Annotated in this window: 19 protein-coding genes; 2 read left to right on the forward strand and 17 right to left on the reverse strand. The window is 52.6% G+C overall.

What is annotated here, in order from left to right:
• Positions 1-76 precede the first annotated feature (76 nt).
• Positions 77-1,903 (forward strand): glutamine--fructose-6-phosphate transaminase (isomerizing), encoded by a 1,827-nt coding sequence (gene glmS, locus AAFM31_RS05535; protein WP_341706906.1) that lies wholly within the window; start codon positions 77-79, stop codon positions 1,901-1,903.
• Between the two features lie 61 nt (positions 1,904-1,964).
• The gene (gene galE, locus AAFM31_RS05540) at positions 1,965-2,981 is read left to right on the forward strand and encodes a UDP-glucose 4-epimerase GalE (protein ID WP_341706907.1); all 1,017 of its coding nucleotides are present in this window, start codon (positions 1,965-1,967) and stop codon (positions 2,979-2,981) included.
• 116 nt (positions 2,982-3,097) lie between these two features.
• Here galE and AAFM31_RS05545 read toward each other — a convergent pair whose 3' ends face one another.
• The 17 genes from AAFM31_RS05545 to wbpA all read right to left on the reverse strand — a co-directional run bounded on the left by AAFM31_RS05545 (position 3,098) and on the right by wbpA (position 24,400).
• Positions 3,098-5,098 carry a nucleoside-diphosphate sugar epimerase/dehydratase gene (locus AAFM31_RS05545; protein ID WP_341706908.1) on the reverse strand — a complete coding sequence of 667 codons (2,001 nt, stop codon included), beginning with the start codon at positions 5,096-5,098 and terminating at the stop codon, positions 3,098-3,100.
• 286 nt (positions 5,099-5,384) lie between these two features.
• Positions 5,385-7,034 (reverse strand): glucose-6-phosphate isomerase, encoded by a 1,650-nt coding sequence (pgi, locus tag AAFM31_RS05550; protein WP_341706909.1) that lies wholly within the window; start codon positions 7,032-7,034, stop codon positions 5,385-5,387.
• 2 nt (positions 7,035-7,036) lie between these two features.
• Positions 7,037-8,332, reverse strand: a complete 1,296-nt coding sequence (locus tag AAFM31_RS05555) for a nucleotide sugar dehydrogenase (protein ID WP_341706910.1) — start codon at positions 8,330-8,332, stop codon at positions 7,037-7,039.
• Between the two features lie 24 nt (positions 8,333-8,356).
• Positions 8,357-9,238 (reverse strand): UTP--glucose-1-phosphate uridylyltransferase GalU, encoded by an 882-nt coding sequence (galU, locus tag AAFM31_RS05560; protein WP_341706911.1) that lies wholly within the window; start codon positions 9,236-9,238, stop codon positions 8,357-8,359.
• A 159-nt stretch (positions 9,239-9,397) separates the two neighbouring features.
• The gene (locus AAFM31_RS05565; protein ID WP_341706912.1) at positions 9,398-10,576 is read right to left on the reverse strand and encodes a DegT/DnrJ/EryC1/StrS aminotransferase family protein; all 1,179 of its coding nucleotides are present in this window, start codon (positions 10,574-10,576) and stop codon (positions 9,398-9,400) included.
• Between the two features lie 57 nt (positions 10,577-10,633).
• Complete coding sequence (locus tag AAFM31_RS05570) at positions 10,634-11,251, reverse strand: acetyltransferase (RefSeq protein ID WP_341706913.1); 618 nt, start codon at positions 11,249-11,251, stop codon at positions 10,634-10,636.
• Entirely contained in the window at positions 11,248-11,844 is a 597-nt protein-coding gene (locus AAFM31_RS05575; protein WP_341706914.1) for a sugar transferase, read from the reverse strand. The genes AAFM31_RS05570 and AAFM31_RS05575 overlap by 4 nt, the downstream gene beginning before the upstream one ends.
• Before the next feature lie 2 nt (positions 11,845-11,846).
• Positions 11,847-13,064, reverse strand: coding sequence for a glycosyltransferase family 4 protein (locus tag AAFM31_RS05580; RefSeq protein WP_341706915.1), 1,218 nt, complete (start codon positions 13,062-13,064; stop codon positions 11,847-11,849).
• A gap of 42 nt (positions 13,065-13,106) precedes the next feature.
• Positions 13,107-14,243 carry a glycosyltransferase family 4 protein gene (locus AAFM31_RS05585; protein WP_371833014.1) on the reverse strand — a complete coding sequence of 379 codons (1,137 nt, stop codon included), beginning with the start codon at positions 14,241-14,243 and terminating at the stop codon, positions 13,107-13,109.
• Complete coding sequence (gene asnB, locus AAFM31_RS05590; protein ID WP_341706917.1) at positions 14,240-16,120, reverse strand: asparagine synthase (glutamine-hydrolyzing); 1,881 nt, start codon at positions 16,118-16,120, stop codon at positions 14,240-14,242. Before asnB ends, AAFM31_RS05585 begins: the two co-directional genes overlap by 4 nt.
• Positions 16,121-16,255: 135 nt before the next feature.
• Positions 16,256-17,470 carry a hypothetical protein gene (locus AAFM31_RS05595; RefSeq protein WP_341706918.1) on the reverse strand — a complete coding sequence of 405 codons (1,215 nt, stop codon included), beginning with the start codon at positions 17,468-17,470 and terminating at the stop codon, positions 16,256-16,258.
• Positions 17,471-17,549: 79 nt separating this feature from the next.
• The gene (locus AAFM31_RS05600) at positions 17,550-18,863 is read right to left on the reverse strand and encodes a hypothetical protein (protein WP_341706919.1); all 1,314 of its coding nucleotides are present in this window, start codon (positions 18,861-18,863) and stop codon (positions 17,550-17,552) included.
• A gap of 131 nt (positions 18,864-18,994) precedes the next feature.
• Complete coding sequence (locus AAFM31_RS05605; RefSeq protein ID WP_341706920.1) at positions 18,995-20,449, reverse strand: lipopolysaccharide biosynthesis protein; 1,455 nt, start codon at positions 20,447-20,449, stop codon at positions 18,995-18,997.
• On the reverse strand, positions 20,434-21,522 hold the full coding sequence (locus AAFM31_RS05610; RefSeq protein ID WP_341706921.1) for a DegT/DnrJ/EryC1/StrS family aminotransferase: 1,089 nt from the start codon (positions 21,520-21,522) through the stop codon (positions 20,434-20,436). Before AAFM31_RS05610 ends, AAFM31_RS05605 begins: the two co-directional genes overlap by 16 nt.
• Entirely contained in the window at positions 21,523-22,110 is a 588-nt protein-coding gene (gene wbpD, locus AAFM31_RS05615; protein ID WP_341706922.1) for a UDP-2-acetamido-3-amino-2,3-dideoxy-D-glucuronate N-acetyltransferase, read from the reverse strand.
• Positions 22,103-23,053, reverse strand: coding sequence for a Gfo/Idh/MocA family oxidoreductase (locus tag AAFM31_RS05620; protein ID WP_341706923.1), 951 nt, complete (start codon positions 23,051-23,053; stop codon positions 22,103-22,105). Before AAFM31_RS05620 ends, wbpD begins: the two co-directional genes overlap by 8 nt.
• A gap of 30 nt (positions 23,054-23,083) precedes the next feature.
• Positions 23,084-24,400, reverse strand: coding sequence for a UDP-N-acetyl-D-glucosamine 6-dehydrogenase (gene wbpA / locus AAFM31_RS05625; protein ID WP_341706924.1), 1,317 nt, complete (start codon positions 24,398-24,400; stop codon positions 23,084-23,086).
• Between the last annotated feature and the right edge of the window lie 50 nt (positions 24,401-24,450).

Below are 24,450 nucleotides of genomic sequence, written 5' to 3' on the forward strand. Positions count from 1 at the left end.
CCCACCTGAGACGTTACCCACCCGCTGGGCGACAGTGCTAAACTGCCGCCTTTGCCTGTGAAACAAGGACACCCTCATGTGCGGAATCGTCGGCGCCACCGCCCAGCGCGATATCACTCCCATCCTGCTCGAAGGCCTGCGCCGTCTCGAGTATCGCGGCTATGATTCCGCAGGTGTCGCCGTCCTGGACGCAAACGGCGCTATCCAGCGCGTACGCGCCGTCGGCAAGGTCGCCGAACTCGAGAGCGCATTAAAGGCCACACCGGTTTGCGGCCACCTCGGCATCGCGCACACGCGCTGGGCAACCCACGGCAAGCCCGCAGAGCACAACGCGCACCCGCACCTGTCCAACGGCCTGGCGGTAGTGCACAACGGCATCATCGAAAACCACGCCCCGCTGCGCAAACAGCTGCAGGATCTGGGCTACAGCTTCACCTCCGAAACCGACACCGAAGTCGTCGCCCATCTGCTGGCACACCACTTCGCTGAAACCGGAGACATGCTGACCGCGTTCCGCAACACCTTGGGCGATATTCACGGCGCTTACGCACTGGCAGTAGTCCACGAGTCTGAGCCGAGCACCCTGTACTGCTCACGCATGGGCAGCCCGCTGGTGATCGGCGAAGGCAGCGGCGAGCATTACCTCGCATCCGACCCACTGGCGCTGTTGCAGGTCACCGACCGCTTCCGTTACATGGAAGAAGGCGACTACGCCCGTGTCACCCAGACCCAATGTGATATCTGGGATCGCTCAGGAAATACCGCAGACCGCCCTGTCGTGCGCTACGAGCACGCAGCCCACAGCCTGGATAAGGGCGAATACCGCCACTTCATGCTGAAGGAAATCTTCGAGCAACCGCAGGCCATCAGCGACACTCTCGCCGGCACCCTCGGTGACGATCACGTGCTGACCGCGATCCTCGGCCCTGAGGCGGAAACCCGCTTGGCCGATATCTCCAATATCCACATTGTCGCCTGCGGCACCAGCTACCACGCAGGCCTGGTCGCACGCTACTGGATCGAGGAGCAGGCCGGCATTCCCTGCCAGGTCGAAGTCGCCAGCGAATACCGCTATCGCACCGTCGTGGTGCCGGCCAACACCCTGCTGATCACCATTTCCCAGTCTGGAGAAACCGCCGACACCTTGGCCGCCCTGCGCTACGCCAAGGACCAGGGCTATCTGGCCACCCTCGCCATCTGTAACGTTGCCGGCAGCTCGCTGGTCCGCGAGGCCGACTGGCGCCTACTGACCCACGCCGGCCCGGAAATTGGCGTTGCGTCAACTAAAGCCTTCACCACCCAGCTGGTGTCGCTGCTGTGGTTGACCACTGCGCTGGCACAGGCCCGAGGCCGCAACGAGTTCGTCGTCCGCAACGTCGAGGCATTGCGCGGCCTGCCGGCGCTCGTCGAGCAGGTACTGGCGCTGGAACCCGCCATCGTTGCACTGGCCGAGCAGTTCGCCAACAAGCACCACGCGCTGTTCCTCGGCCGCGGTCCGCACTATCCCATCGCGATGGAAGGCGCGCTCAAGCTCAAGGAAATTTCCTACATCCACGCCGAAGCCTACGCGGCTGGCGAGCTGAAGCACGGCCCACTGGCGCTGGTGGATGAAGATATGCCGGTAGTCTCGGTAGCACCGAGCGACAGCCTGCTGGAGAAGCTCAAGTCCAATCTGGAAGAAGTACGCGCCCGCGGCGGCCAGCTGATCAACTTCGCCTGCGAAACCATCGAGCAAAGTACCGACCCGGAAGTTCGTGACGTCAGCCTGCCATGGGTAGACGACTGCATCTCGCCGATCATCTACACCCTGCCGCTGCAGCTGCTGAGCTACCACGTCGCGCTGGTCAAAGGCACCGATGTCGACAAGCCGCGTAATTTGGCCAAATCCGTTACCGTAGAGTAACGGCAACAAACATTCAGCATGAGCAGTCGCACGACTGCTCACCGCCAAGCGAGGTAACACCATGACCTCAACCGTACTGGTCACCGGCGGCGCCGGCTACATCGGCTCCCACACCTGCCTGCGCCTGCTCGAATGCGGCTACCGGGTGATCGTGCTGGACAACTTCAGCAACAGCTCACCCGAAGCCCTTAACCGGGTCCAGAGCCTAACCGGCAAGACACTGGAAATCATCACCGGCGACGTCAACGACGGCGCCGCACTGAACACCCTGTTTGCGCGGCACCAGATCGACGCGGTGGTTCACTTTGCCGGCCTCAAAGCGGTTGGCGAATCGGTGGCCGAACCGCTGATGTACTACCACAACAACGTCAGCGGCGCGGTATCCCTGCTGCAGGCAATGCAAAGCGCCGGCGTGCGTGATCTGGTATTCAGCTCCTCCGCCACCGTGTACGGTGACCCGGCCAGCCTGCCGATCACCGAAGACTTCCCGACCAGTACGACCAACCCCTACGGCCGTTCCAAGCTGATGATCGAGGAAATGCTGCGCGACCTGTACCGCAGCGACGCCAGCTGGAACCTTGCGCTGCTGCGCTACTTCAACCCGGTTGGAGCGCATCCCAGCGGCCAGATCGGCGAAGACCCGGCCGGCATCCCCAATAACCTGCTGCCCTACATCGCCCAAGTTGCCGTTGGCCGCCGTGAGCACCTCAGCGTGTTCGGTGGTGACTACGAGACCCACGACGGCACAGGCGTGCGCGATTACATCCACGTGATGGATCTCGCCGAAGGCCACGTCAAGGCACTGCAGTGGCTAACGCGCAAGCAAGGGCTGGCAGCATTCAACCTAGGCACCGGTAGCGGCTACTCGGTGCTCGACATGCTGCACGCGTTCGAGCGCGCCTGCGGCAAAACCCTCGCCTACCAGATCGTCGACCGCCGCCCCGGCGACGTCGGCAGCTGCTACGCCGACCCGACCCTCGCCGCCCGCGAGCTCGATTGGAAAGCCGAGCGAGGCGTGAATGCTATGTGCGCGGATGCCTGGCGCTGGCAGCAGCAGAATCCGAACGGCTATAACTGAGGCATCCCCTTGCTCGGGAAGGTCGAGTTGGAACTTGGCCCTCCCAGCCCCCACTCGGCAGTACCCTGTAAACAAAAAGGCCGGGCATAAGCCCGGCCTTTGATCAACAGTAGCTGTCAGCTCTGGGTACGCTGCTCGTGGATCAGGTCGACAATCCCATTACTAGGCTCATAACCACTCACCGTGCTCAGCAGCAGCTCGCGCACCTGATCATAGGCGTCGTCCCGCACAGCCTGATGCATCTGGTTCAACAGCTGACGCAATGCAGCCCAGTCGATGAACTCTTCGTTGGCACGATGAATCTTCGGGTGCGCCGTCGGCTCCGGGTTATCGCCGATCAATAGCTCCTCATAGAGCTTCTCGCCCGGACGCAACCCGGTGAAATTGATCGCGATATCGCCATTAGGATCGACTTCATCCCGTACAGTTAACCCCGATAGCATCACCATCTTGTGCGCCAACTCCACGATCCGCACCGGCTCACCCATGTCCAGCACAAAGACATCACCCCCTTTACCCATAGAGCCCGCTTGCACAACTAGCTGCGCAGCTTCGGGAATGGTCATGAAGTAGCGGGTAATGTCCGGGTGGGTAACGGTAATTGGCCCACCACGCTTGATCTGCGAACGAAACAGCGGAATAACCGAGCCGGAGGAACCAAGCACGTTACCAAAACGCACCATGGTAAAGCGGGTGCGGTTGACCACACGCACACTGGCGTCGTCTCCCCAAAGATTAGGGGCCGCTTCCGCGCTCAGCGCCTGCAGCACCATCTCAGCCAGGCGTTTGGTCGCGCCCATCACATTGGTCGGCCGCACCGCCTTGTCGGTGGAAATCAACACAAAGTTCTGCACCCCACAGCGAATCGCCGCCTGGGCTACCTTGAGGGTGCCAAACACGTTATTCATGATGCCTTCAGCAACGTTGTGCTCTACCATCGGCACGTGTTTGTAAGCAGCAGCGTGGTAAACCGTGTTGACCTTCCAAGCCGACATCGCGTCTGCCAATCGGCCGCTGTTACGTACCGACCCGAGAATCGGGATTAGTTCAATATTCAGGCTCTGCGCCCGTATCCAGCCCTGTAATTCAGCATGAATCGCGTAGAGGCCATACTCGTTGTGCTCAAACAGCACTAGTGTCGTGGGGCCGGCATTGACAATCTGCCTGCACAACTCGCTGCCAATTGAGCCACCCGCGCCAGTCACCATCACCACCTGATCGCGAATGCAGAAATCCAGCAACTGATCGACCGGTGCCACCGGGTCACGCCCAAGCAGGTCCGCGATATCCACCTCCTGCAGGTCGTCTACCTTCACCTTGCCGCTGGCGATATCCATGAAGCCTGGAATACTGCGCACGTGTACATGAAAACCCGCGAGGCGCAGCAAAATCTGCTGACGGGTAGCACGGGATGCAGACGGTACCGCCAGCAATACTTCGCGGATGTCGGCGTCGGCAAGCAGCGTCGCCATGTGCTTGGTGGAATAGACCGGCAAACCACCGATGAAGCGGCCGCTAAGGCCCGGGTCGTCATCAATGAACGCCTTCGGTTTATACATGCGCCCAAGCCGCAGCGACGCCAACAGTTGGTTCCCCGCCGCACCTGCGCCAAAAATAGCCACGGGCACACCAGCCTCGTGCTCGGTTTTGGACTGTTCTGGCGCAGGAGCCATCCCCATCAACCAGTCGCCCATAAAATACTCGCGGGCAGCAAGCCGCAGGCCACCGATCAATAGCAGCGAAATCCACCAGTAGGAAACCATCGCAGAACGCGGAAACAGGACATCCCACCCACCGTCGCGGGCCGCCAGAACAACCATCACCAACGCCGCAAACGAGAGAGTGACGGCCTTGAAAATACACAACAGTGCCTGACTGCCGAAATAGCGCATCACCGCACGATACATTCCCATGCGAATGTAGATGGGCAGTGCCAAAACCGGGGCCATAACAAAAAGCCAGCGCTGATCAGGGGTCGGTACGAGCCAGTTCTCTTCGCCGCCCAGACGCAGATACAGCGCCAGCCACAGCGCCACCCAGATCAGAACCACATCTGCAAAAATCTGAATTGAGCGCTTTTGAGCGTGGCTCAATCCAATCAGTCTTTCCTTGAACATCTAGCTCTCCGACTAGCCAACTGCACGCAAGTATAGGCGATAGCACCGAGCCACTAACCGATACAGTTCTGTTAATTTTGTTCCCCACCGGAGATAACAGAAGCATACGCGCTGAATAAGTGAGAATAACCACCACCTGTCTATTAACGAACGGCATGGCGAGGTAGATCAGCGGGCCGTCGTAATCTCAGCGCGTTGGGGGGCGATGTCGCGTCAGGATACGTGCGGTCCCGAACTGAGACGGTCACAGCACGCTGTGGCCCTGCTACCCTACGAACGTACGAACCTAGGTCGGGCGAATCAGGATCCGCGCCAGCAGCCCAGCACTGGAGGAATCCAGCTCGGCTGGCACCGTATTTCCGCCACGAATCTGCGCCAGCGCATCAACCGCGATACGCTTGCCCATCTCTACGCCCCACTGGTCAAACGGGTTGATCTCCCAAATCACCGACTGCACGAACACCTTGTGCTCATAGAGGGCAATCAGCGCGCCCAGACTCCGTGGCGTGAGTTCATCCAGCAACAAAGTGGAGCTCGGCTGGTTGCCGCGGTAGCGGCGGTTGCGCGGCAGACTGTCCGCATCCGGAACAGCGGCATCCCCTAGAGCCAACAGCCGTGACTGTGCCAGGCAATTAGCCAAAGCCAGTTCATGCTGGGCCAGCAGCTCAGCGGCAGCCTCACCATGCTGCGCCTCCTGATAACGGCGCGCAGGCACAATAAAGTCACAGGTCACCGCCTCGGTGCCCTGATGCAGCAATTGGTAGAACGCGTGCTGCGCGTTCGGGCCAATGGTGCCCCAAACAATCGGGCAGGTGGCGTAATCGACCGTCTCACCGGCCAGATTAACGCTCTTGCCATTTGACTCCATTTCGAGCTGTTCCAGATAGTTGGGTAGCTCCTTCAAGCGGCCGTCATAGGGCAATACCGCGTGGGCATTAATGCCCAGCATGTTGGTATTCCAAATTCCGATCAGCCCCATTAGCACCGGCAGGTTGTCTTCCCACGGCGCCTGACGGAAGTGCTCATCCATCTCATGGGCACCGGTCAGCAGCTCACCAAAAGCAGGCATACCAATCGCCAGCGCAATTGGCAGGCCAATGGCCGACCACAGAGAGAACCGCCCGCCGACCCAATCCCACAGCGCAAGCTGATTGGCCGGATCAATCCCCCACTCGGTCATGCGCTCTGCCGCGGCCGACACGCCGACGAAGTGACAGCGCAACAGTCCCGGCAAGTCACCCAGCTCGCGTTCCAGCCAGCCGCGTGCAGTCGCCGCGTTACTCAAGGTATCGATGGTGGAAAACGACTTGGAAGAAATGATGAACAGCGTCGCGTGGGGATTCAGACCACCCAGCAGCTGCGATACCTGGCTGCCATCCATGGTCGAGGCAAAATGCACACGCAACGGTGACTCAGTAGACAAACGCCAATCGGTCAGCGCTTCGGTCACCATCAACGGGCCAAGGTCTGAGCCGCCGACGCCAATGTTCACCACATCAGTGATGATCTCGCCAGTGACGCCACGCCACTGCCCGCCACGCACCTTGCGCACGATGTCTTCCATACGCTGCAACTGCGCCTGGATCTGCTGGTTCACATCCTCACCTTCGAGCAGGCACTCGCGCTCAGCTGGCAGCCGCAGTGCCCAGTGCATGGCCGCACGGCCTTCACTGACGTTCACCGGAGCGCCACTAAACAGTTCACTCATGCGCTCTGTCAGGCCTTGCTCAGCCGCCAATTCAAACAACAGCGGTAAGGTGTCGGCAACGACCCGCTGCTTGGAGAAATCAAACAGGATCGGACCAAACTCGCGATGCAGCGTGGAAAAACGCTGGGCGTCAGCAGCGAACAGATCCGCCAAATGTGTGCCACGTAACTGCTCGGCATGGTCCACCAGAGCGCGCCAAGCGGCCTTCTGGGGTAATCGGGTATCCATGTTCATCGCCGTCCTATGCCATAATACGCAAAACCATTCTGCTTCATGAAGGCGGGGTCCCAGACGTTACGCCCGTCGAGCAGCAACGGCGATGCCATCAACTCCTTGAGCCGAATCAGGTCGGGGCTCCAGTAGGCCTTCCACTCGGTCACCAGCATCAGCGCATCAGCACCAGCTGTGGCAGCGTAGGGGTCCTGATGCAGCACCAGATCCTCCCGCTCCCCAGCCCATTCGGCCAGCGCGCCCAGCGCACGCGGGTCATGCACATGTACCTCAACCCCCTGAGCCCACAATGCCTCCATCAGCTTTAGCGCCGGTGCATTGTTGATACGCGATGACTCCGGTTTGAATGCCACCCCCCAAAGCGCCACCTTGCGGCCACGCAGGTCAGTACCGTAGTGGCGCCACAACTTGCGAAACAGCACCTCTTTCTGGCGCTCGTTGATGTTCAGAACTTCATCCAGTAGCTGCGCCGCCATGCCGCTGCCTTCCAGCGTCGACGCCAGGCTCATCACATCACGGGAGAAACTGAGGCCGCCGAAGCCACAGCCGGGGTAAAGATAGGCATCGCCAATCCGCCGGTCTGCACCCATGCCCTGGCGCACCTGCTCGATGTCCACATCCAGACTGTCGGCCAGATTGGCCATGTCGTTCATATAACTCAAGCGGGTGGCCAGCATGCCGGTGATCGCCAGCTTGGTGAACTCCGCCTCACGCGGACGCATCGGCATGATCGCATCGCGGCGACGGTTAAACGGCCGCAGCAGCTCGGTCACCAGTTGGCGAGCCCAATCAGCGTCGGCGCCCAGCAGCCAACTGTCGGCACGCATGAAGCTCTGCAGTGCATTACCTTCAGTCAATAGGTCCGGCAGGCTAACCACCGCCCCCGGATCGGCCGGCGCGGGGTCACAATCGAGCAACACCTGCTGCAATACCTCACTGCTACCGACGGCAAAGGTCGACTGATTCACCACCAGCCAGCGGCGCACGCAGCGTTCCGGCAAGTCTGCAATCAGCTCACGCGCCTCGCTCAGCATGTCAGGACTCAACGCCAGCCAGACCACCCGGCTGCCGGCCTGCGGACGCTCTGCCAGCGGGGCCAGTTGCAAACGGCCTACCTTGCGCTGCTCTTCCATCAACTCCGCCAGCCCCGGCTCGCGGAACGGGCACTCGCCCCGATTCAACTGCTGGGCATGATTGCCCGGCGGCAGGTGCAGCAGCACCTGGTTACCGGTCGAAGCCAACGCTGTTGCGCTGACCAGTGCGCACAGCGTGTCACCGTAAACATCAACCTGCATGGTGCCTATCCTCAGCCCGCCCGCTCACTGAGCGTAGCGCGCCAACAATCCTTTGAAATCGTCACCCAGCTCGGGGTGGCGACTGCCGTAGGCCAGTGTCGCCTCCAGATAGCCCAGCTTGCTGCCGCAGTCGTACGAGCGGCCGCGCATGCGATAAGCCTCTGCCCCGCCCTGCTGCATCAACGCCGCGATGGCGTCGGTCAGCTGAATCTCACCGCCAGCACCGGGTGCAGTGCTGGCCAGCAGCTCAAAAATTCGCCCCGGCAGCACATAGCGTCCAACAATCGCCAGGTTGGACGGCGCCTCTGCACGTGGAGGTTTCTCCACCACCTGCTGCATTGCCGCATGCTTACCCTGCTTCAGCTCAACGCCGCCCAGATCCACCACACCGTACTGATGCACCTGCTCCCACTGCACCGGCTCGACCATCACCTGCGCTTGGCCGCTCTCAGCAAAGCGCCCCGCCATCAACGCCAGGTCAGGTTGCTCACCCGCCTGCTCAACCAGCACATCCGGCAGCAACACCGCAAAGGGCTCGTCACCTACCACCGGCCGCGCGCAGGCTACTGCATGTCCAAGCCCCAGCGCCCGCCCTTGGCGAACCGCTGTCACCTTCAGCTCAGGCGGAGCAATCTCACGCAGCACCTTGAGTAGCGCATCCTTGCCCCGGCGCGCCAACTCAGCCTCAAGCTCGTAGTTGACATCGAAGTGATCTTCGATCGCCTTCTTGCTTGCATGGGTCACCAGCACAATCTCGTTGATGCCCGCAGCCAAAGCTTCTTCCACCACGTATTGCACCACCGGCTTGTCCACCACCGTGACCATTTCCTTGGGGATCGCCTTGCTGGCCGGCAAAAACCGTGTGCCAAGCCCCGCTACGGGTAAAACAGCCTTGGAAACCTTCACAGTCACTCCTGTCAGATCAGATTCATCAAACCGTGGGGCACCGCGTGCTGTGCCCGAGCGTCCCCCACAACATCCACCAAGCAAGATCGGCACCACCCCAACGTCATCAAGACGGCACCATCAAACGGAGGCTGCTCTAAAACGGGCGCTCAAGGCCGATCAGCTGTGCCCTGCTTGCACCAGCACTTGCTCAATCACTGCACAGGTTTTGTTCATTTCCGCCTCAGTCAGCGTCGGATGCACCAGAAACATCAGGCTAGTCTCACCCAGCTCACGCGCCACCGGCAAACGCTCAGACGGCCGCCAGCCAGTGTCGTCAAACGCTTTTTCCAGATAGACCTCGGAACAAGACCCCTGAAAACAAGGCACGCCCTCGGCCACAATCGCCTCGATGATACGGTCACGCGTCCAACCAGCAGCCAGCTTATCCGGCACCACCTGAACGTAACACTTGTAATGGGCATGCACACAATCGGCGGGGAATGCAGGTACGCGCACAACATCAAATGCGCGGCAGGTATCCCAGATACGCTCCGCGTGGCGGGTGCGAGCCGCCGTCCAGTCGGCCATACGCCGCAGCTGAATGCGGCCAATCACAGCCTGCAGCTCGGTCATACGCCAGTTGGTGCCAAAGCTCTCATGCAGCCAGCGGAACCCCGGCGGATGCTCACGCTCGTATACCGCCTCCCAGCTCTTGCCGTGATCCTTGTAAGACCACATGCGCGACCACAGTTCACGGTCGTTGGTCGTCACCATACCGCCTTCACCGCCGGTGGTCATGATCTTGTCCTGACAGAACGACCACGCGCCCACATGCCCAATAGAGCCAACCGAGCGCCCCTTGTAACGCGCCCCATGCGCCTGCGCACAATCCTCAATCACGAAGAGACCATGCTTGGCCGCCAACGCCATGATCGGGTCCATATCGCACGGCCAACCCGCCAGATGCACACAGATGATTGCTCTGGTGCGTTCGCTCAGCACAGCGGCAATGGTCTCGGCAGTGATGTTCTGCGAGTCACGGTCCACATCCGCAAAAACCGGCACGGCACCTGCGGTGACAATGCTAGAGGCCGAAGCCAAAAAGGTGCGCGGCGTTACAATCACCTCGTCACCCGGTCCGATGCCCAGTCCTTTCAGCGCAAGGTCTAGCGCCTGAGTACCGTTGGACAGCGCAATGGCATGATTGCAATCGGCCCAGGCAGCGAACTTCTTCTCGAACTCACGCCCCTCCTGCCCGGTCCAATAATTGACCTTGTTGGACAAGAGCACCGCCTGCAGCGCGTCGGCTTCTTCTGAGGTGAACGACGGCCAGGGAGAAAACGGGGTGTTAAGCATCAATAAAAGCCCTTAAAAGACGGACCACACAGCACTTACTGTATGGCGACAAAACATTCAGCGGGGTCGTGCAGGAACGCCAAGAAGGGTCACAGCATCGGCAGTATCAGCAACGACAGCAGCACCAGCGCCAACAACGACATCACTACCAATCCGAACCAGTTGTCGAACACTGGCACCAATACCTATCCAACTGCGCTCTGCGACAACAACGCCGCCCGCGAGATTGGCACCCGGGCTGATATGCACGCCATCGCCCAGCACGCAGTCGTGGTCGACGGTGGCGCCCGAGTTGATGATGACGCCCTTGCCTAGTTCGCTGCCAGCGTTAATCACTGCGCCGGCGAACACAACCGAGCCGCAACCAATGCGCGCATAACGGCTAACTTGGGCCGAAGGGTGTTGCAAAACAGGCACCTGCGCCCCGGCATCGAGTAACTGTTGCAGCTTGGTCAAACGAATACCGTTGTTGCCAATCCCCACAACGACGCCCTGAAACTGCGAAAGGCTCTCTATGAGCTGATTGGTGCCGCCGATAACAGGCCACCGACCGTTAACTGTCAGCTCCGGCCAGCGATCATCAAAGAAGCTGACCTGCTCCCAGCCACAGAGTTCGGCACAATCGGCAATTACCTTTCCGTGACCGCTGGCACCCAGCACCGCAAGGTGCTTCACGAGTCGCTCCCAGTGAACTTCGACATGGTGGCCTCTCCTTCCGCACTGATGCCATCACGCACCAGTACCTTTTTTACGGTAAGAAACAACACCTTGATATCCAGCCAGAGCGAACGGTTATCCACGTACCAAACGTCCAGCTTGAACTTCTCTTCCCAGCTCAACGCATTGCGACCGTTCACCTGGGCCCAGCCAGTTACCCCAGGCCGCACCTCATGTCGCCGCGCCTGCTCGGCCGAATACAGTGGCAAATATTCCATCAGCAGCGGCCGTGGCCCCACGAGACTCATATCGCCTTTAAGCACGTTCCACAATTCCGGCAATTCATCCAGGCTGGAAGAACGCAAAAACTGCCCAAAGGGCGTTAAGCGCTCGGCATCAGGCAACGGGTTACCGGCAGCATCCAGAGCATCTTTCATGGTGCGAAACTTGATCATCTCGAACGGCTGGCCGTGAAGGCCGGGGCGTACCTGCCGAAATAGCACTGGAGAACCCATCTTGCGACGAACCTGAAAGCCAACAAGTATTAAAACCGGAAACAACAAAATTAAAAGCGTAAGCGTCACTATTAAATCGAAAAGTCGATGCATCATTTCTAAAGCACCCCTAATAGCCTTTCTGCCAACTCCCCGTACTCATAATATTTTAGAGCTGCTTTGCGGCCATTAGCTCCCATTCTCATGCGCTCTTCGTCAGACATTCGATACAGCTGTAGTACACCACGAACTAAATCCGTAACATCTTCTGGCGCAACAACGACTCCGGCGCCGTAACGGTGTATAGGATCACAACCGCCTCCATACGCATGAAGAACAGGCTTTCCAGAAAACATATACTCAGGTATTTTATTTGCAGCTATTCCAAAACGATATAGCTTCTCGGCCTTCCACCCAATGAAACAAACATCAAAAATCTCTAATACGCTGTAAACATTCTCTTTAGCCACGCGATCAAGAAAAATTACATTTTTCAAGTCATAGCAAGCCGCCTTTTCTTTAAGGCGAAGAGCTTCCTCCCCCCCTCCTACGAGAACAAAAACCAGACCTTCAACGCTGGCTAACTCTTTTGCGGCATCGATAAGAGTATCAAGCGCGTTCGCGACGCCTAAAGTACCAGCATAGCCTACGACAAACTTGCCTTTTGGAATCTTACTATGAATAGCGACATCAAGAGGTGAGACACACTCAGCCTCTTCAAGCGAGAATCCGTTAGGAATCCAACAAAATTTTTCTTTAGCAAGGCCATGTGCTTCCATGTGCTGAACAGCATTTTCAAGATTAGAAATTACGACATGAGATTCCCTGTACGCCTTCTTCTCAACCCATTGCATCAACCAAATCAGAGGATGGCTCTTTCCATGCCCCCCGATTTCAGTAAGAGTAAGCGGCCAGATATCTCTAACCTCAAATAAAAGACGAGCCGAGAATTTTTTAGATAAAGCCCGAGACATTAAAAAGGCGAAAGGAGAAGGAGATGAGCACAAAATTGAGTCTGGTCTATCAGGGATGACACTGGCAGCCCCCCTTACCCTCCAAGCAAATAAAAACCAATTAAGAACACGCTGTTTGCTACGCGCCCCTAAATAGGTTGGCACCCGGACCCAAACAACAGAAAATCGGTCAGAAACCTCTTCAACTTTAAAGGCCTCATCAACTTTCGGCTTAATCCTCATAAGATGATGATAACCAGCAACAATCAAATAAACCCTAACTCCGCGCCTAGCAAGTTCGCGCGCAAGGTAATAATGCCTCCCGCCCATACCAACTTCAGGAGTGGACCCATACTGATTAACAATCCATACTACTTTAGCCAAGGAGACCCCTAAAAACCAGAAAACACGAAAGCCAATAAAAAATCACGCAGTACGCATACGAGATTCAATCCCTCTATAAAACAAGACCAGTTTACGCCCCTCTACACTCCAATTATATTTACTTAAAATCAAATTATAGCCATTCAAACCCATTCGCTCAGCATCTGCAGGATTAGAATACAGAAAATCAATCGCCTTCGAGATCGACATAGGATCCAATGGATTTACACACAACCCACATTCATTATCTTCAATAATCTCCTTCCAGAGCGGAAAATCTGAAGCAATAACCGGAATCCCTGCCCCCATATACTCAAACATTTTAACCGGCAAAGAATCAATGTAGTTTGGTAATGGATGTAGGGTCACCAATCCAGCAAAGGAGCTTTGGAGCACCGAAGAAACCTCACTCCTGCCCAACCAACCAAGATAGTCCACGAGAGCCCAACCGGACAATTTACGAACCTCAGCCTCAATAATGGGATCAGAAAAATTGCCAGCTAACTTAAGGACAGCACCTGACTCTGCAATCTCCATAGCTTTGACGACTTGCATCGCTCCGCGAGACTCACCAATACCGCCGACATAACACACCTGAGAAAGCTTATCCGCCCAAGTCAAACCCGGCCCACAAAACTCGGAAAGTAACGGATAATTATTAACATTAACAGCGTTATGATTGTATAGCTTAAACCTATTCAGTATCGCTGGCGTTGCGGCCACAACGTCAACAAAATACTTTGACGCAAGCCATTCCAAAGATTTAGACGCGCTAGCAATGAAGCCCCGCAAGAATCTAGGTATCCAACCTTTGGAGAGGACATCTAATGGCAAGTCCTCGTGGACATCATAAATGACAGCTTTACCTAAAGCGGACAAAACACAGGCGACGGGAATCAATTCAGGATCATGAATATGATAAATATCCGCATCAATCTTTCGAGCCAAGCGATAACAATTCAGAGTATGAAAAAACATCCGCTTGACTCTACTACGGCCTTTGAACGGCAACGGATGAACCTTAACACCATATCGACTTGCAACTTCCACATCGTCCAAAGTCGCAGATATAACAAGGTTAGTATCATAACCCTCTTTGGATAGAGTAACGCACTCCTTGTAAAAAATGCGCACATCCAAACCCTTATGCGCGGACGATAAGTGACATATTCTTTTCACGACTCCTCCGTTCCAGCGGAGGGCAAGCGATACGGATCAACTAACCAAGCCAGCATTAAAAGTTCGTCTAAAACATTTCTATCTCTAGACATAGCCTCGCCAGTCATAAAGCGGTTAAGATTGACACCCTCCTTCAGATAAATATCTAGCAGATGACGGTTACTGCTTATTCTTGCTCGCAAGCTTTCGCCAAGACCATCATTGATCCAAGATTGAGTTACATCAAACCCTCTTTTCATTCTATTGAGCCTAACATCATCAGATACCAGGCCCGCAGTGACCTTACGAACGATCCACTTCCCATATCCGTTGGCCAATTTAAACTTCGCTGGTAGCGCAAGCGCAAACTCTACTAGCCTGTAATCCATAAACGGCAACCTTGATTCAACACCGTTGCCCATAGAGTTTCGATCTTCGTATCTGAGAAGCGTGGGAATACTAAAATTTTGAACATCTTCGATCTGCCTACTTGAAAGTGTGCGCTCCCCTCCTCCCCACAAATCCAGCGAACAAACATCCCAAGACAGGATATTAAAAGCCACTTTATCTCTGTTGGAGTATCGCCCCAGAGCCTGCAAATAAACCTTGTACTGCCTGACCTCATGAATCAGCATTACAGCTAAAGAGGACAACAGACTCATGACGCCTCGGACATCCCTTTGTCGAATTGCGCTCAAAGCAGCCACTATAAAAAATTTACGGTAACCCGCAAATATTTCATCACCACCTTGGCCACCCAGCAAGACTTTAACTCCCTCCGCCCTGACTTCTTTAAAAACTTGGTGTTGAGCCAATACACTCATACCAACAAACGGTGCTTGTTGTGCCGTCAATGTTGACTCCAACAAATCATCAAGATCATTTGAACTAAAATTAGGCCAAATGTACCGCGCACGAATCCCTACATTATCCGAAAACGACGAAACTAGCGGACCTTCAGAGGACGTTGCAAACGGGGATCCGTAGTTAAACCCAACAAGATTTTCAATTTTCTTCGAAGCGTAAGCAGCGACTGTTGTAGAATCGAGCCCGCCACTGAGTGAAACAGCCACAGGAACATCAGAACGTGTACGAATAGCAATAGCATTCTCTAGAATGTATCTACACTCTTCCAAAACTTCATCATCACTCTTTACTTTAATCTGCGCCTCTTTTTTCGAGACCGCCTCAGCCAAGTCATACCATTTACCATTGACAATAGTAGCCTCTAAAGAGCCCGGCTGATAACGAACCCAACAACCCGCACCCACAGAGCTAACCCCCTCAAAAGGCGAATCCTCCCCGTCAACCTCAAATACCTTATATCGTGCACCACGAGCACAATAGCCTACATTAACAGGGGCCGATAATCCTTTTGCCAGCAGGGCCGGAGATGAGGAGAAAGCCATACCCCCTCCGCTCACATGAGACCAGTACAACGGCTTTACTCCGTAACGATCTCTTACCAGCCAAATATCTCCACTCAAAAGGTCTAGAAAACTAGCAGCAAACATTCCGTTTAGTTTGTGAAGACTTTCAAGCCCCCATTCACACCAAGCTTTTAGAAAAACTTCGCTATCACTATCACTAGAGAACGACCAACCAGCCCCCTTCAACTCCTCGCGAACCTCTAAGTAGTTATAAATCTCGCCATTGTACGACATACACCAGTTTGAATCCGGAGATGTCATAGGCTGTCGTCCCAAGGGCGAGAGATCTATAACCGCCAAGCGCGTATGGGCCATAGCGTAAGATTGCCCACCTAAATCGACTTTGAAAAGTCCCCGACTATCAGGCCCACGTGGCCCAATTGCCGAAAACCCATATTCCAAAATCACTGAGCATACCTGCTCGCTAGCTTCGGTTCCGGGATCCGCAAAGCCAAAAATACCGCACATTCTTACCTACCCCACAGAATAAATTTACGCGCCGCCGCATTTGAGCCAGCGTCCCTCATAGCAACTTCGCAAAAGAAAACGTCAAACTCAACCCCAAAATAGTTACGCACCCGCTTGCGCAACCCCACAAAAACATCATTCACGGATCATAATTTTATATTTATTCGCAAACCTAACATTCAGGCCAACCACAAAGCCAACCATCATATAGGAGTATGGTTTTGAGAAAATCACAGCAAGAGTAGAAAAAACCAAAAACACAAAAAACGAATAAAACGATTCATTGGTGTATAAATTTCTCATGATTGCAAATCCCGCCTGAATCCACAGGAATGCAAACAAAAAAACATATCCGAGGAAACCTAAAACTCCGAGATTAGCCCATGCTGACAGCAAACTGTGCGGGTAGCTTCCAACACCTCCGATAGAAGTATATTCTCCATACCCACCCCATACTGGACTGTTTGCTATTGTGATCAAGGCAAACTCATTCAATGCGACTCTCGCCAAGTAACTACTACTACTAGACAAATTTAGCAATTGCATCATTCGGGACTCTGGCGCCAAAGAGAGCAAAAAATACCCCCCAATAAGAACCAAAAAAAACACCAACAAAAAATAAAGCATAGACTTAACACTGCTACCACTTTTCACAATAAGCAGCGACACAACCGAAATCACAAAAAGAACAAATTCTGTCCTCGCCCCATTCAAAAATAGCGCAACAGACCCACACAAAAATATCGCAAGCATTAGATTTTTTTTATCTAACAGCAAAGACACCAGCATCAACAAAACGAAAACCAAGCTTCGCGCAAACCCCTGGTAAGTGGCGACACTGCCAGCAACATCGCCAGCCGTTTGTTTAATATAAAAAATCCCAGAATCCCCAACATTGAACACAACTACAAAAAACATCAAAACGAAAAAAATCAAAATTAACTTAGCATCAGCAGCAGAGAACTCTATATTCTTACCAATGAAGTAACATACCAAATTAAAAAGAACCCCCTGAAAACTCCAAGCCAACATCTCTAGCGAATAGCCACGAGGCAGGTCTGCCGCGTAGTTCATCAACGCTACCCAAACCACCCAAACCAGAATCCCAATAAAAACCCAGGCAGAGAATTTTCTGCTAAAAAAACCCGATGGGCGTATAAAATAAACGACCATTAGCAGAAGCGCCATCACACCGAAATATCCGCCTAGAAAGGGCGGCACCACTCCAACACCGACTAAAAAGTGATAGAAAAAAAACATCGGAAACAAAAGAACAAAGCCAAATAGAGAGAACCTACTTCCCAATGTTCTAAAGAAATTCATAACTATAGCCCAGCCATTTTTATGCATACAGACACGCCAGAGAGCACAACCAGACCCAATGCTCAACCCCCTAAACCTACGGCAGCTAAAAACATAAAAAAACCACCTAGCTCACCTCATTAATTACAATCCTATGCTTACCACCATCCGTCATTACAAAATGTTCGACATCATATTCAAAGCATATAGAGAATTCGCCCAACTGAGAGAAAAGGGAATTACGGATAAATTCCTCATCTTTTTGGCCATATTTGCCTGACCGCTCTATCACGACTTTCATGCTATCATCAGCCACTTGAATGAACTGATACCTCATCGCCTCAGTATTGGCCATTAAAACTGTTAAAACTGGACTCCCCACCAAAAGGCCATTAATCTTAATCGCTTCCGTAACCCTTCCCATAACATTAACCAATAAAGGGTATGGGCTACCGCATGCACAACGCCTACTAGAGATCATTCCATAATCGCCCGTCAGATATCTCACGAACGGAGTCGCCTTATTAAGGAAGCTAGTTGCCACAATTCTACCTACTTCATCTACAACTGCTTCGCCATCCTCATTGACCACCTCCAGGTAACCTCTCTCTAGATCAATATGAAACCCGTCATGTAAGGCGCATTCAAATGCAGTTATCGCACCATCATTCAAACCATACCCATTATAAACCCGGCATTCGAAAACCCGCTCAATAAACAACCTCTGGTGCTCGAAAAGCATTTCTGCAGTAGTAAACACAGACTTAAATTTTATGCTTCGCCCAGACCCTTCCACATATTTAGCAAATTCATATATCGCAGTAACGTAGCCGAGAATAAAGTCAGGTCTCCAAGCAGCTAAGTCATCAGCATATTGAGCAAACAAGTCATCGCTAACCCCGTAAGAGGAGTACTTTCTATTGTTCATTACCCAAGACGACAAGATGGACTTGAAAGTCTTCTTCTTACCTATTAGTGAACCACCCGCCATGATTGCAATTTTATCGCCTAGCCGATACCCGCCTCGCCCGTGACCGCGATACAGTATCGCAAATGATGCATCGTCGCATACGTCACTTAGTCGATAACGCAAGGGATTACCAGTAGACCCGCCAGTCTGTACACGCTTAAACTTCCCAACCAAATTTTCAGGAAGTTCGATCTCGTCTCTATTCTCAAAAATATCCACTTTACTTAAAAGAGGAATACCATTCATAAACCGGCTAAAGTCCGTAGAGGCCAATTCAATTTGAGGTATTCTTTCTTTATAATACGGGACATTTTTTTTACAAAATTCGAGAAACGAAACCAGCTCCTTTCTTTGACGAGATTTAACCGTAACTTCGTCCTTACACTCATTGCTTGTTAGGTAAAAGTAAAACCACAAAGCTCTAGGCTTAAACAACAAGTGCCCCACATAAAAAACAACTTTAGAAAACATCAGACCTCTCCCCACGCCTGGTTAGTGAATGCGGAGCAGCATAGAGACAATGCCGCATCCTACAGCTTAACGGCACACCTCGAGCCGGGAATTTTTACAAGAGTAAACATAGTGCATTTTTTGAAGACACTTCATTTAACACCAGCACGGAGTTGAAAGAACGCCCACTTCAAAAAAAAATAGTAGTATACAGAGACAAAAATTATCGTAAGAAAGAAGCCCACCAAAAACATTCCTAACGACACCGGAAAATTACACACGACCCCAAGAGGGAGTATAGCTAGCACAGACCAAAATAACGAAGTCAGTATAGGGCTGACCAATTTTACAAATGAAACTCCAATGCTATATGAGACCCACTTTACAAAGCCGATCCAGCAAATTGCACTGGAAACGGAGAACAAAAAAATAGCCAGACTTGCATCCTCATACCCCGCCCCAACCAGAAGCGAAACCAGCCTACAAACCAGCAGTATAGATTGAAAAACAAGGCCGTCCTTTTGTCTTTCGTTAATAAGGAATAGCGAGCTTAATGGAGATGCCAAAAACACTAAATACAACCAAGGCATCATCCATTGAGCGTATTTACCAGAAACACCCCAGCCAGCACCAAATATAAAATCGAACAAATAGGGGCCCGCAGTGATAATAATCAAAGCAGGGGGCATAGCAAGGTACGCGAGGCTTTTATTTAAATTTAAAACCAGAAACGAGATATCGCCCTTTCGACGAGCATCCGCTGCATTTGCAAAAAAAACTTTACCAACTGCCTCTCCTATTAATGCAGCAGGCAGCGCCAACACTCTATGCGCTAAAGCATACACTCCTGCTACAGCCGGACTAAAAAGCAGGGCAAAAAGAATAGGTGGCATTTGCACTCCCGCGGTATTAAATAAAGCCGCCCAGATATCAATATATGCAAATCTCTTATGACGCCTAGCGACATTCAAGACCCTATTCCAACGATAATACTGCAAATCTTTACTCTTTAAGATAGCCCCGCCCAAAGCGAAACTAGCGACTGCCAGCCCACCTATATACCCCGCAACAAGAGCTGTAACACCAAATTTATGAAAACCTATCTGCGAAGCAACCGTGGAAACCGACTGTTTTATTCTAGTTCCTGCTATCCGACCAAACGCTTTCCTCCTCAACCCCCAGTTCACGAGAATCTGATGAAGCCCGATAAAAAAAACACCTATTGGTAAAAACCAAAGGTACGAATACATCTGGGAATACCCTTCAACTCTTAAGCCCTGTATCGAAAGAAGGATCGTGATCGCGACCATTAGCGCAGTGATGCCCAGCAAACAAATAAAACTCAAAACCAGGAGATTTACCGCATCAACATCAGATGATGCGATAGGTATCGCAAGTTCATACCGCAAACTAGACACAACTCCGCACACCGCAAAAATTGCAACAAAAAAAGACAGTACCCCGAACTCTTCCGGCGAATAAATTCGAGTAATTATAGGAGACGCTAGAAAAAAAATTATTTGAGCGCCGCTCGCCCCTCCCACCAGAAAAATAACACCTCGTATAAAGCCATCCCCTTTCAATAGCGTTCTTATAAGGCCAAGCATAAGTTATCCGCAATATACATCTGATCCCGCAGCGACAAATAGGGATGAATAGGTATACTAACAACTTCTTTCGCCGCCATATCTCCGACAGGCAGACTAACATCTCCGTCAGACACCGCTGGCTGTTTATTGAGCGGTATTGGGTAATGCACAGCAGTGGGGATGCCAGCCTGCGCCAGATTATGACGTAACGCATCACGCGCGTTAGATCTTAAAGTATACTGTGCCCACGCACTTACGTTACCGATTAATACTTGAGGAATACCAATAAATCCGCGCTCAAAAAGCATGCTTTCATATCGCGCCGCGATATCATTCCTTAATTTTATTTCGCTATCAAAAACCTCTAATTTCGCTAGTAGAATAGCAGCTTGAATAGTATCCAATCTACTATTAACCCCAACTCGAATATGGTAATAACGCTTTTCTTGTCCGTGCCTGGCTATTTGCCTTATCGTTCGAGCCAGTTCTTCATCATCGGTAAATATCGCTCCTCCATCTCCATAACAGCCCAACGGCTTGCTTGGAAAAAAGCTAGTGCACGCGATACTGCTAAGACTGCAGGACTTTCGACCTTTGTAGGCTGCACCAAAGCTTTGCGCCGCATCTTCAATGACCGGAATTCTGTACTTTTCCGCGACTGCGTTGATGGCGTCAAATTCAGCACATTGCCCATATAAAGACACAGGGATAATTGCCTTTGTGCGAGGTGTAATCGCCGCTTCAAGCAGCTCTGGATCCATGTTGTAAGTCTGCGGATCTATATCAACGTAAACCGGCTTGGCACCTAATAGCGTGACCGTTTCAGCAGTCGCGATATAAGTAAACCCAGGGGTAATCACCTCATCGCCAGGTCCTACACCGAGCGCCATCTGCGCAATCTGCAGCGCATCGGTTCCGTTCGCGCAAGTAATACAATATTTTACTCCCACGTAGTCAGCCAGTTTTTCTTCCAACTCGGCCACTTCAGGGCCAAGAATATATTGACCATGAGCGAGCACTCGCTGTATTCCAGTATCAATTTTTTCCTTGATACGTGCCTGCTGAGCTTTCAGATCGATAAATTCAATCATTTACTGCGCTTCCACTTTGCTGAGTACACTGCCTTTCAAGACATATTTCGCGCTGGTATGGAGGCATACAATTTCACCCGTTCCGTCGAGTGGCAGCGCTAGTTGCTCACCAAACTCACTCATCCAACCAATTTGTCTTGCTGGCACTCCGACCATTAGCGCATAAGCCGGAACGTCTTTATTGACAACTGCACCGGCACCGACGAATGCAAACTCACCAATCGTAGCGCCACAAACGATGGTGCAGTTCGCGCCCAGAGTGGCTCCTTTCTTAACCATGGTGTTGCGGTATTGATCTTTTCGCTCGATCAAAGAACGCGGATTGTAGACGTTAGTGAAAACCATACTCGGACCGCAGAAAACACCTTGCTCAAGAGTGACGTTATCGTAGACCGATACATTGTTCTGGATTTTGCAGTCATCACCGATGACAACCTTGTTTCCGACAAACACGTTTTGCCCGAGCGACACACCCTTACCAATGCGCGCGCCACCGCATACGTGCACGAAATGCCAAACCCGCGAACCTTCACCGATCTGGGCGCCCTCATCCACGATAGCAGTGGGATGTTGGTAGTAATCAGCCATGCATCACCTTTTTCAGCAGAGGATGTGGGTTTTCAGGATTTTTCACTACTTCAGCCTTGCGCATTACTTCAACGGTCTCAATCGCTGCCCGGTTATCCTCCACGCCGTATCCCTCTCCAGCCAGGATGCGCTGATAGCTCTGCGTGTGCAGGTCAGTGAATCCGCCGGAAAACTCGAGCTCTTCGCCTTCAATATCGATACTGCGGTACGTTAGCTTTTCTCCTTGAACAGCATTTTCTGGCAGATGCTTGGAATCAATTGAAAGAAACCATCGCACATTGGCACGCTCATATTTAAGAAAGCCTGCTGAGGTTTTCTCATCGCGGTAATGCACTTCGTTGTGGGTGATTTTTCCAAAAATGAAGTGGAGCATGTCGTAAAAATGCACGCCAATATTGGTGGCCACCCCACCGGACTTCTCGTCGAAGCCTTTCCAGGATTTGAGGTACCACTTGCCGCGCGATGTGAGATAGGTGAGGTCTACATCAAATACTTTATCGACGGGCGCAGCCCGGACCTTGTCCCTAAGGGCAATGATGGAAGGATGCAAGCGCAGTTGTAATATGGAGTTGACCTTGGCCCCGTACTCTCTTTCATAGCGGTTCAGCGTGTCCAGATCGGCAGTATTGAGCACCAAGGGCTTCTCGCAGATCACATCAATGCCGTTCTGCAGCGCGAACTTCATGTGTGGTAGATGCAAATGGTTCGGCGAGCAGATAGCGATGTAATCCAGCTTTTGACCACTTAGTTTGAGGTCTTCAACAAAACCGGAGAACTCTTCAAACTCTGTGAAAAATTCCGCTTCAGGGAAATGGCTGTCCATGATGCCAACGGAATCGTTGGCATCCATAGCAACGACCAAGTGGTTGCCGGTTTCGTTGATAGCTTTCAAGTGCCGAGGCGCGATATAGCCCGCAGCTCCAATCAGTCCAAACTTTTTCATGCATTGTTCCTTACGAACGAGGAAGCTGAATCAAGCTTTGATAACGTTTTCTGCTGCGACACGGTATTTGCCACGACTGTCGATGATTAATCGCGCCTGCTGCCTGATCAACTCATAATCAAACTTGTCATGATCCGTCGCCAGCACAACCGCATCAAAGCTGCCTATATTTTCTGCCGTCATAGGCTCACTGGTAAGCTCAAAGTTGTGTTCACGCATCTTCGGGAATACCGGTACATGGGGGTCGCTGTAGGCTACCAGCCCTCCTTTGGCTTCAATTAACTCCATGATCTCTACCGAAGGGGATTCGCGCATATCATCAACGTTTTTCTTGTACGCGATACCCAGCACCAGAATACGACTACCTTTCAGCGCTTTTCCGCTTTCGTTGAGGCCATCCATCAACTTGGTCAACACATACTCCGGCATCGCGCGATTCACCTCGCCAGACAGTTCGATGAATCGGGTGTGCAGCCCATACTCACGCGCCTTCCAAGTCAGGTAAAAGGGGTCAATCGGGATGCAATGGCCACCCAGGCCCGGGCCAGGGTAATACGGGGTAAAGCCGAACGGCTTGGTCGCAGCCGCGTCAACAACTTCAAATATATCAATCCCCATGCGGTCGGCGACGATCTTCATTTCATTAACCAAGCCGATGTTGACCGCTCGATGGATGTTCTCCAGCAGCTTGGTCATCTCTGCAGCCTTCGTTGAGCTTACCGGCACAACTTGATCAATCGCTTGCTCATACAAGGCCAAGCCGACTTCCAAACACGCTGGAGTGTGACCACCAATAACCTTGGGAATGGTGCGCGTCTCAAAATCGGGGTTACCCGGATCTTCACGCTCAGGGGAGTAGACTAGGAAAATATTCTCACCAACCACCAAACCACGCTCTTGCACCCGCGGCAGTAACTCTTCTTCTGTGGTACCGGGATAGGTCGTGCTTTCCAGCGAAACGATCTGGCCTTCACGCAAGTAAGGCTTGAGCGCATCAGTGGTATTGATCACAAAGCTCATATCCGGTTCACGGTACTTGTTCAACGGCGTCGGCACACACAGAATGAGCGCGTCACATTCACTAACGCGACTAAAATCAGTAGTGGCTTCAAACCCACTCTTGCCAGCAGCCGCAATCTTTTCCGCAGAAATATGCTCAATGTAGCTTTCACCAGCATTCAGCTTATTCACTTTACTGGCATCAATATCGATACCTAACACGCGAAAGCCGATTGCGTTATAGCGCAGCATCAATGGGAGCCCAACGTATCCAAGACCAACAACTCCGATGAGCGCCTCTTTCTGTTGGAGCTTTTGAATAGCAGCTTGCTGCGTCTTTGCTGTCATATTGGTACCTAAATTTTCCGATGACTAAAAAAGTAAAAACAATGAGCCCG

This window comes from Halopseudomonas sp., from assembly GCF_038130085.1.
Lineage (GTDB): Bacteria > Pseudomonadota > Gammaproteobacteria > Pseudomonadales > Pseudomonadaceae > Halopseudomonas.

Excerpts from the sequence above, each read along its gene's own strand:
- glmS (WP_341706906.1), top strand. The coding sequence starts at position 77 with ATGTGCGGAATCGTCGGCGCCACCGCCCAGCGCGATATCACTCCCATC.
- galE (WP_341706907.1), top strand. The coding sequence starts at position 1,965 with ATGACCTCAACCGTACTGGTCACCGGCGGCGCCGGCTACATCGGCTCC.
- AAFM31_RS05545 (WP_341706908.1), bottom strand. The coding sequence starts at position 5,098 with ATGTTCAAGGAAAGACTGATTGGATTGAGCCACGCTCAAAAGCGCTCA.
- pgi (WP_341706909.1), bottom strand. The coding sequence starts at position 7,034 with ATGGATACCCGATTACCCCAGAAGGCCGCTTGGCGCGCTCTGGTGGAC.
- AAFM31_RS05555 (WP_341706910.1), bottom strand. The coding sequence starts at position 8,332 with ATGCAGGTTGATGTTTACGGTGACACGCTGTGCGCACTGGTCAGCGCA.
- AAFM31_RS05565 (WP_341706912.1), bottom strand. The coding sequence starts at position 10,576 with ATGCTTAACACCCCGTTTTCTCCCTGGCCGTCGTTCACCTCAGAAGAA.
- AAFM31_RS05575 (WP_341706914.1), bottom strand. The coding sequence starts at position 11,844 with ATGATGCATCGACTTTTCGATTTAATAGTGACGCTTACGCTTTTAATT.
- asnB (WP_341706917.1), bottom strand. The coding sequence starts at position 16,120 with ATGTGCGGTATTTTTGGCTTTGCGGATCCCGGAACCGAAGCTAGCGAG.
- AAFM31_RS05595 (WP_341706918.1), bottom strand. The coding sequence starts at position 17,470 with ATGCATAAAAATGGCTGGGCTATAGTTATGAATTTCTTTAGAACATTG.
- AAFM31_RS05600 (WP_341706919.1), bottom strand. The coding sequence starts at position 18,863 with ATGTTTTCTAAAGTTGTTTTTTATGTGGGGCACTTGTTGTTTAAGCCT.
- AAFM31_RS05605 (WP_341706920.1), bottom strand. The coding sequence starts at position 20,449 with ATGCTTGGCCTTATAAGAACGCTATTGAAAGGGGATGGCTTTATACGA.
- AAFM31_RS05610 (WP_341706921.1), bottom strand. The coding sequence starts at position 21,522 with ATGATTGAATTTATCGATCTGAAAGCTCAGCAGGCACGTATCAAGGAA.
- wbpD (WP_341706922.1), bottom strand. The coding sequence starts at position 22,110 with ATGGCTGATTACTACCAACATCCCACTGCTATCGTGGATGAGGGCGCC.
- AAFM31_RS05620 (WP_341706923.1), bottom strand. The coding sequence starts at position 23,053 with ATGAAAAAGTTTGGACTGATTGGAGCTGCGGGCTATATCGCGCCTCGG.
- wbpA (WP_341706924.1), bottom strand. The coding sequence starts at position 24,400 with ATGACAGCAAAGACGCAGCAAGCTGCTATTCAAAAGCTCCAACAGAAA.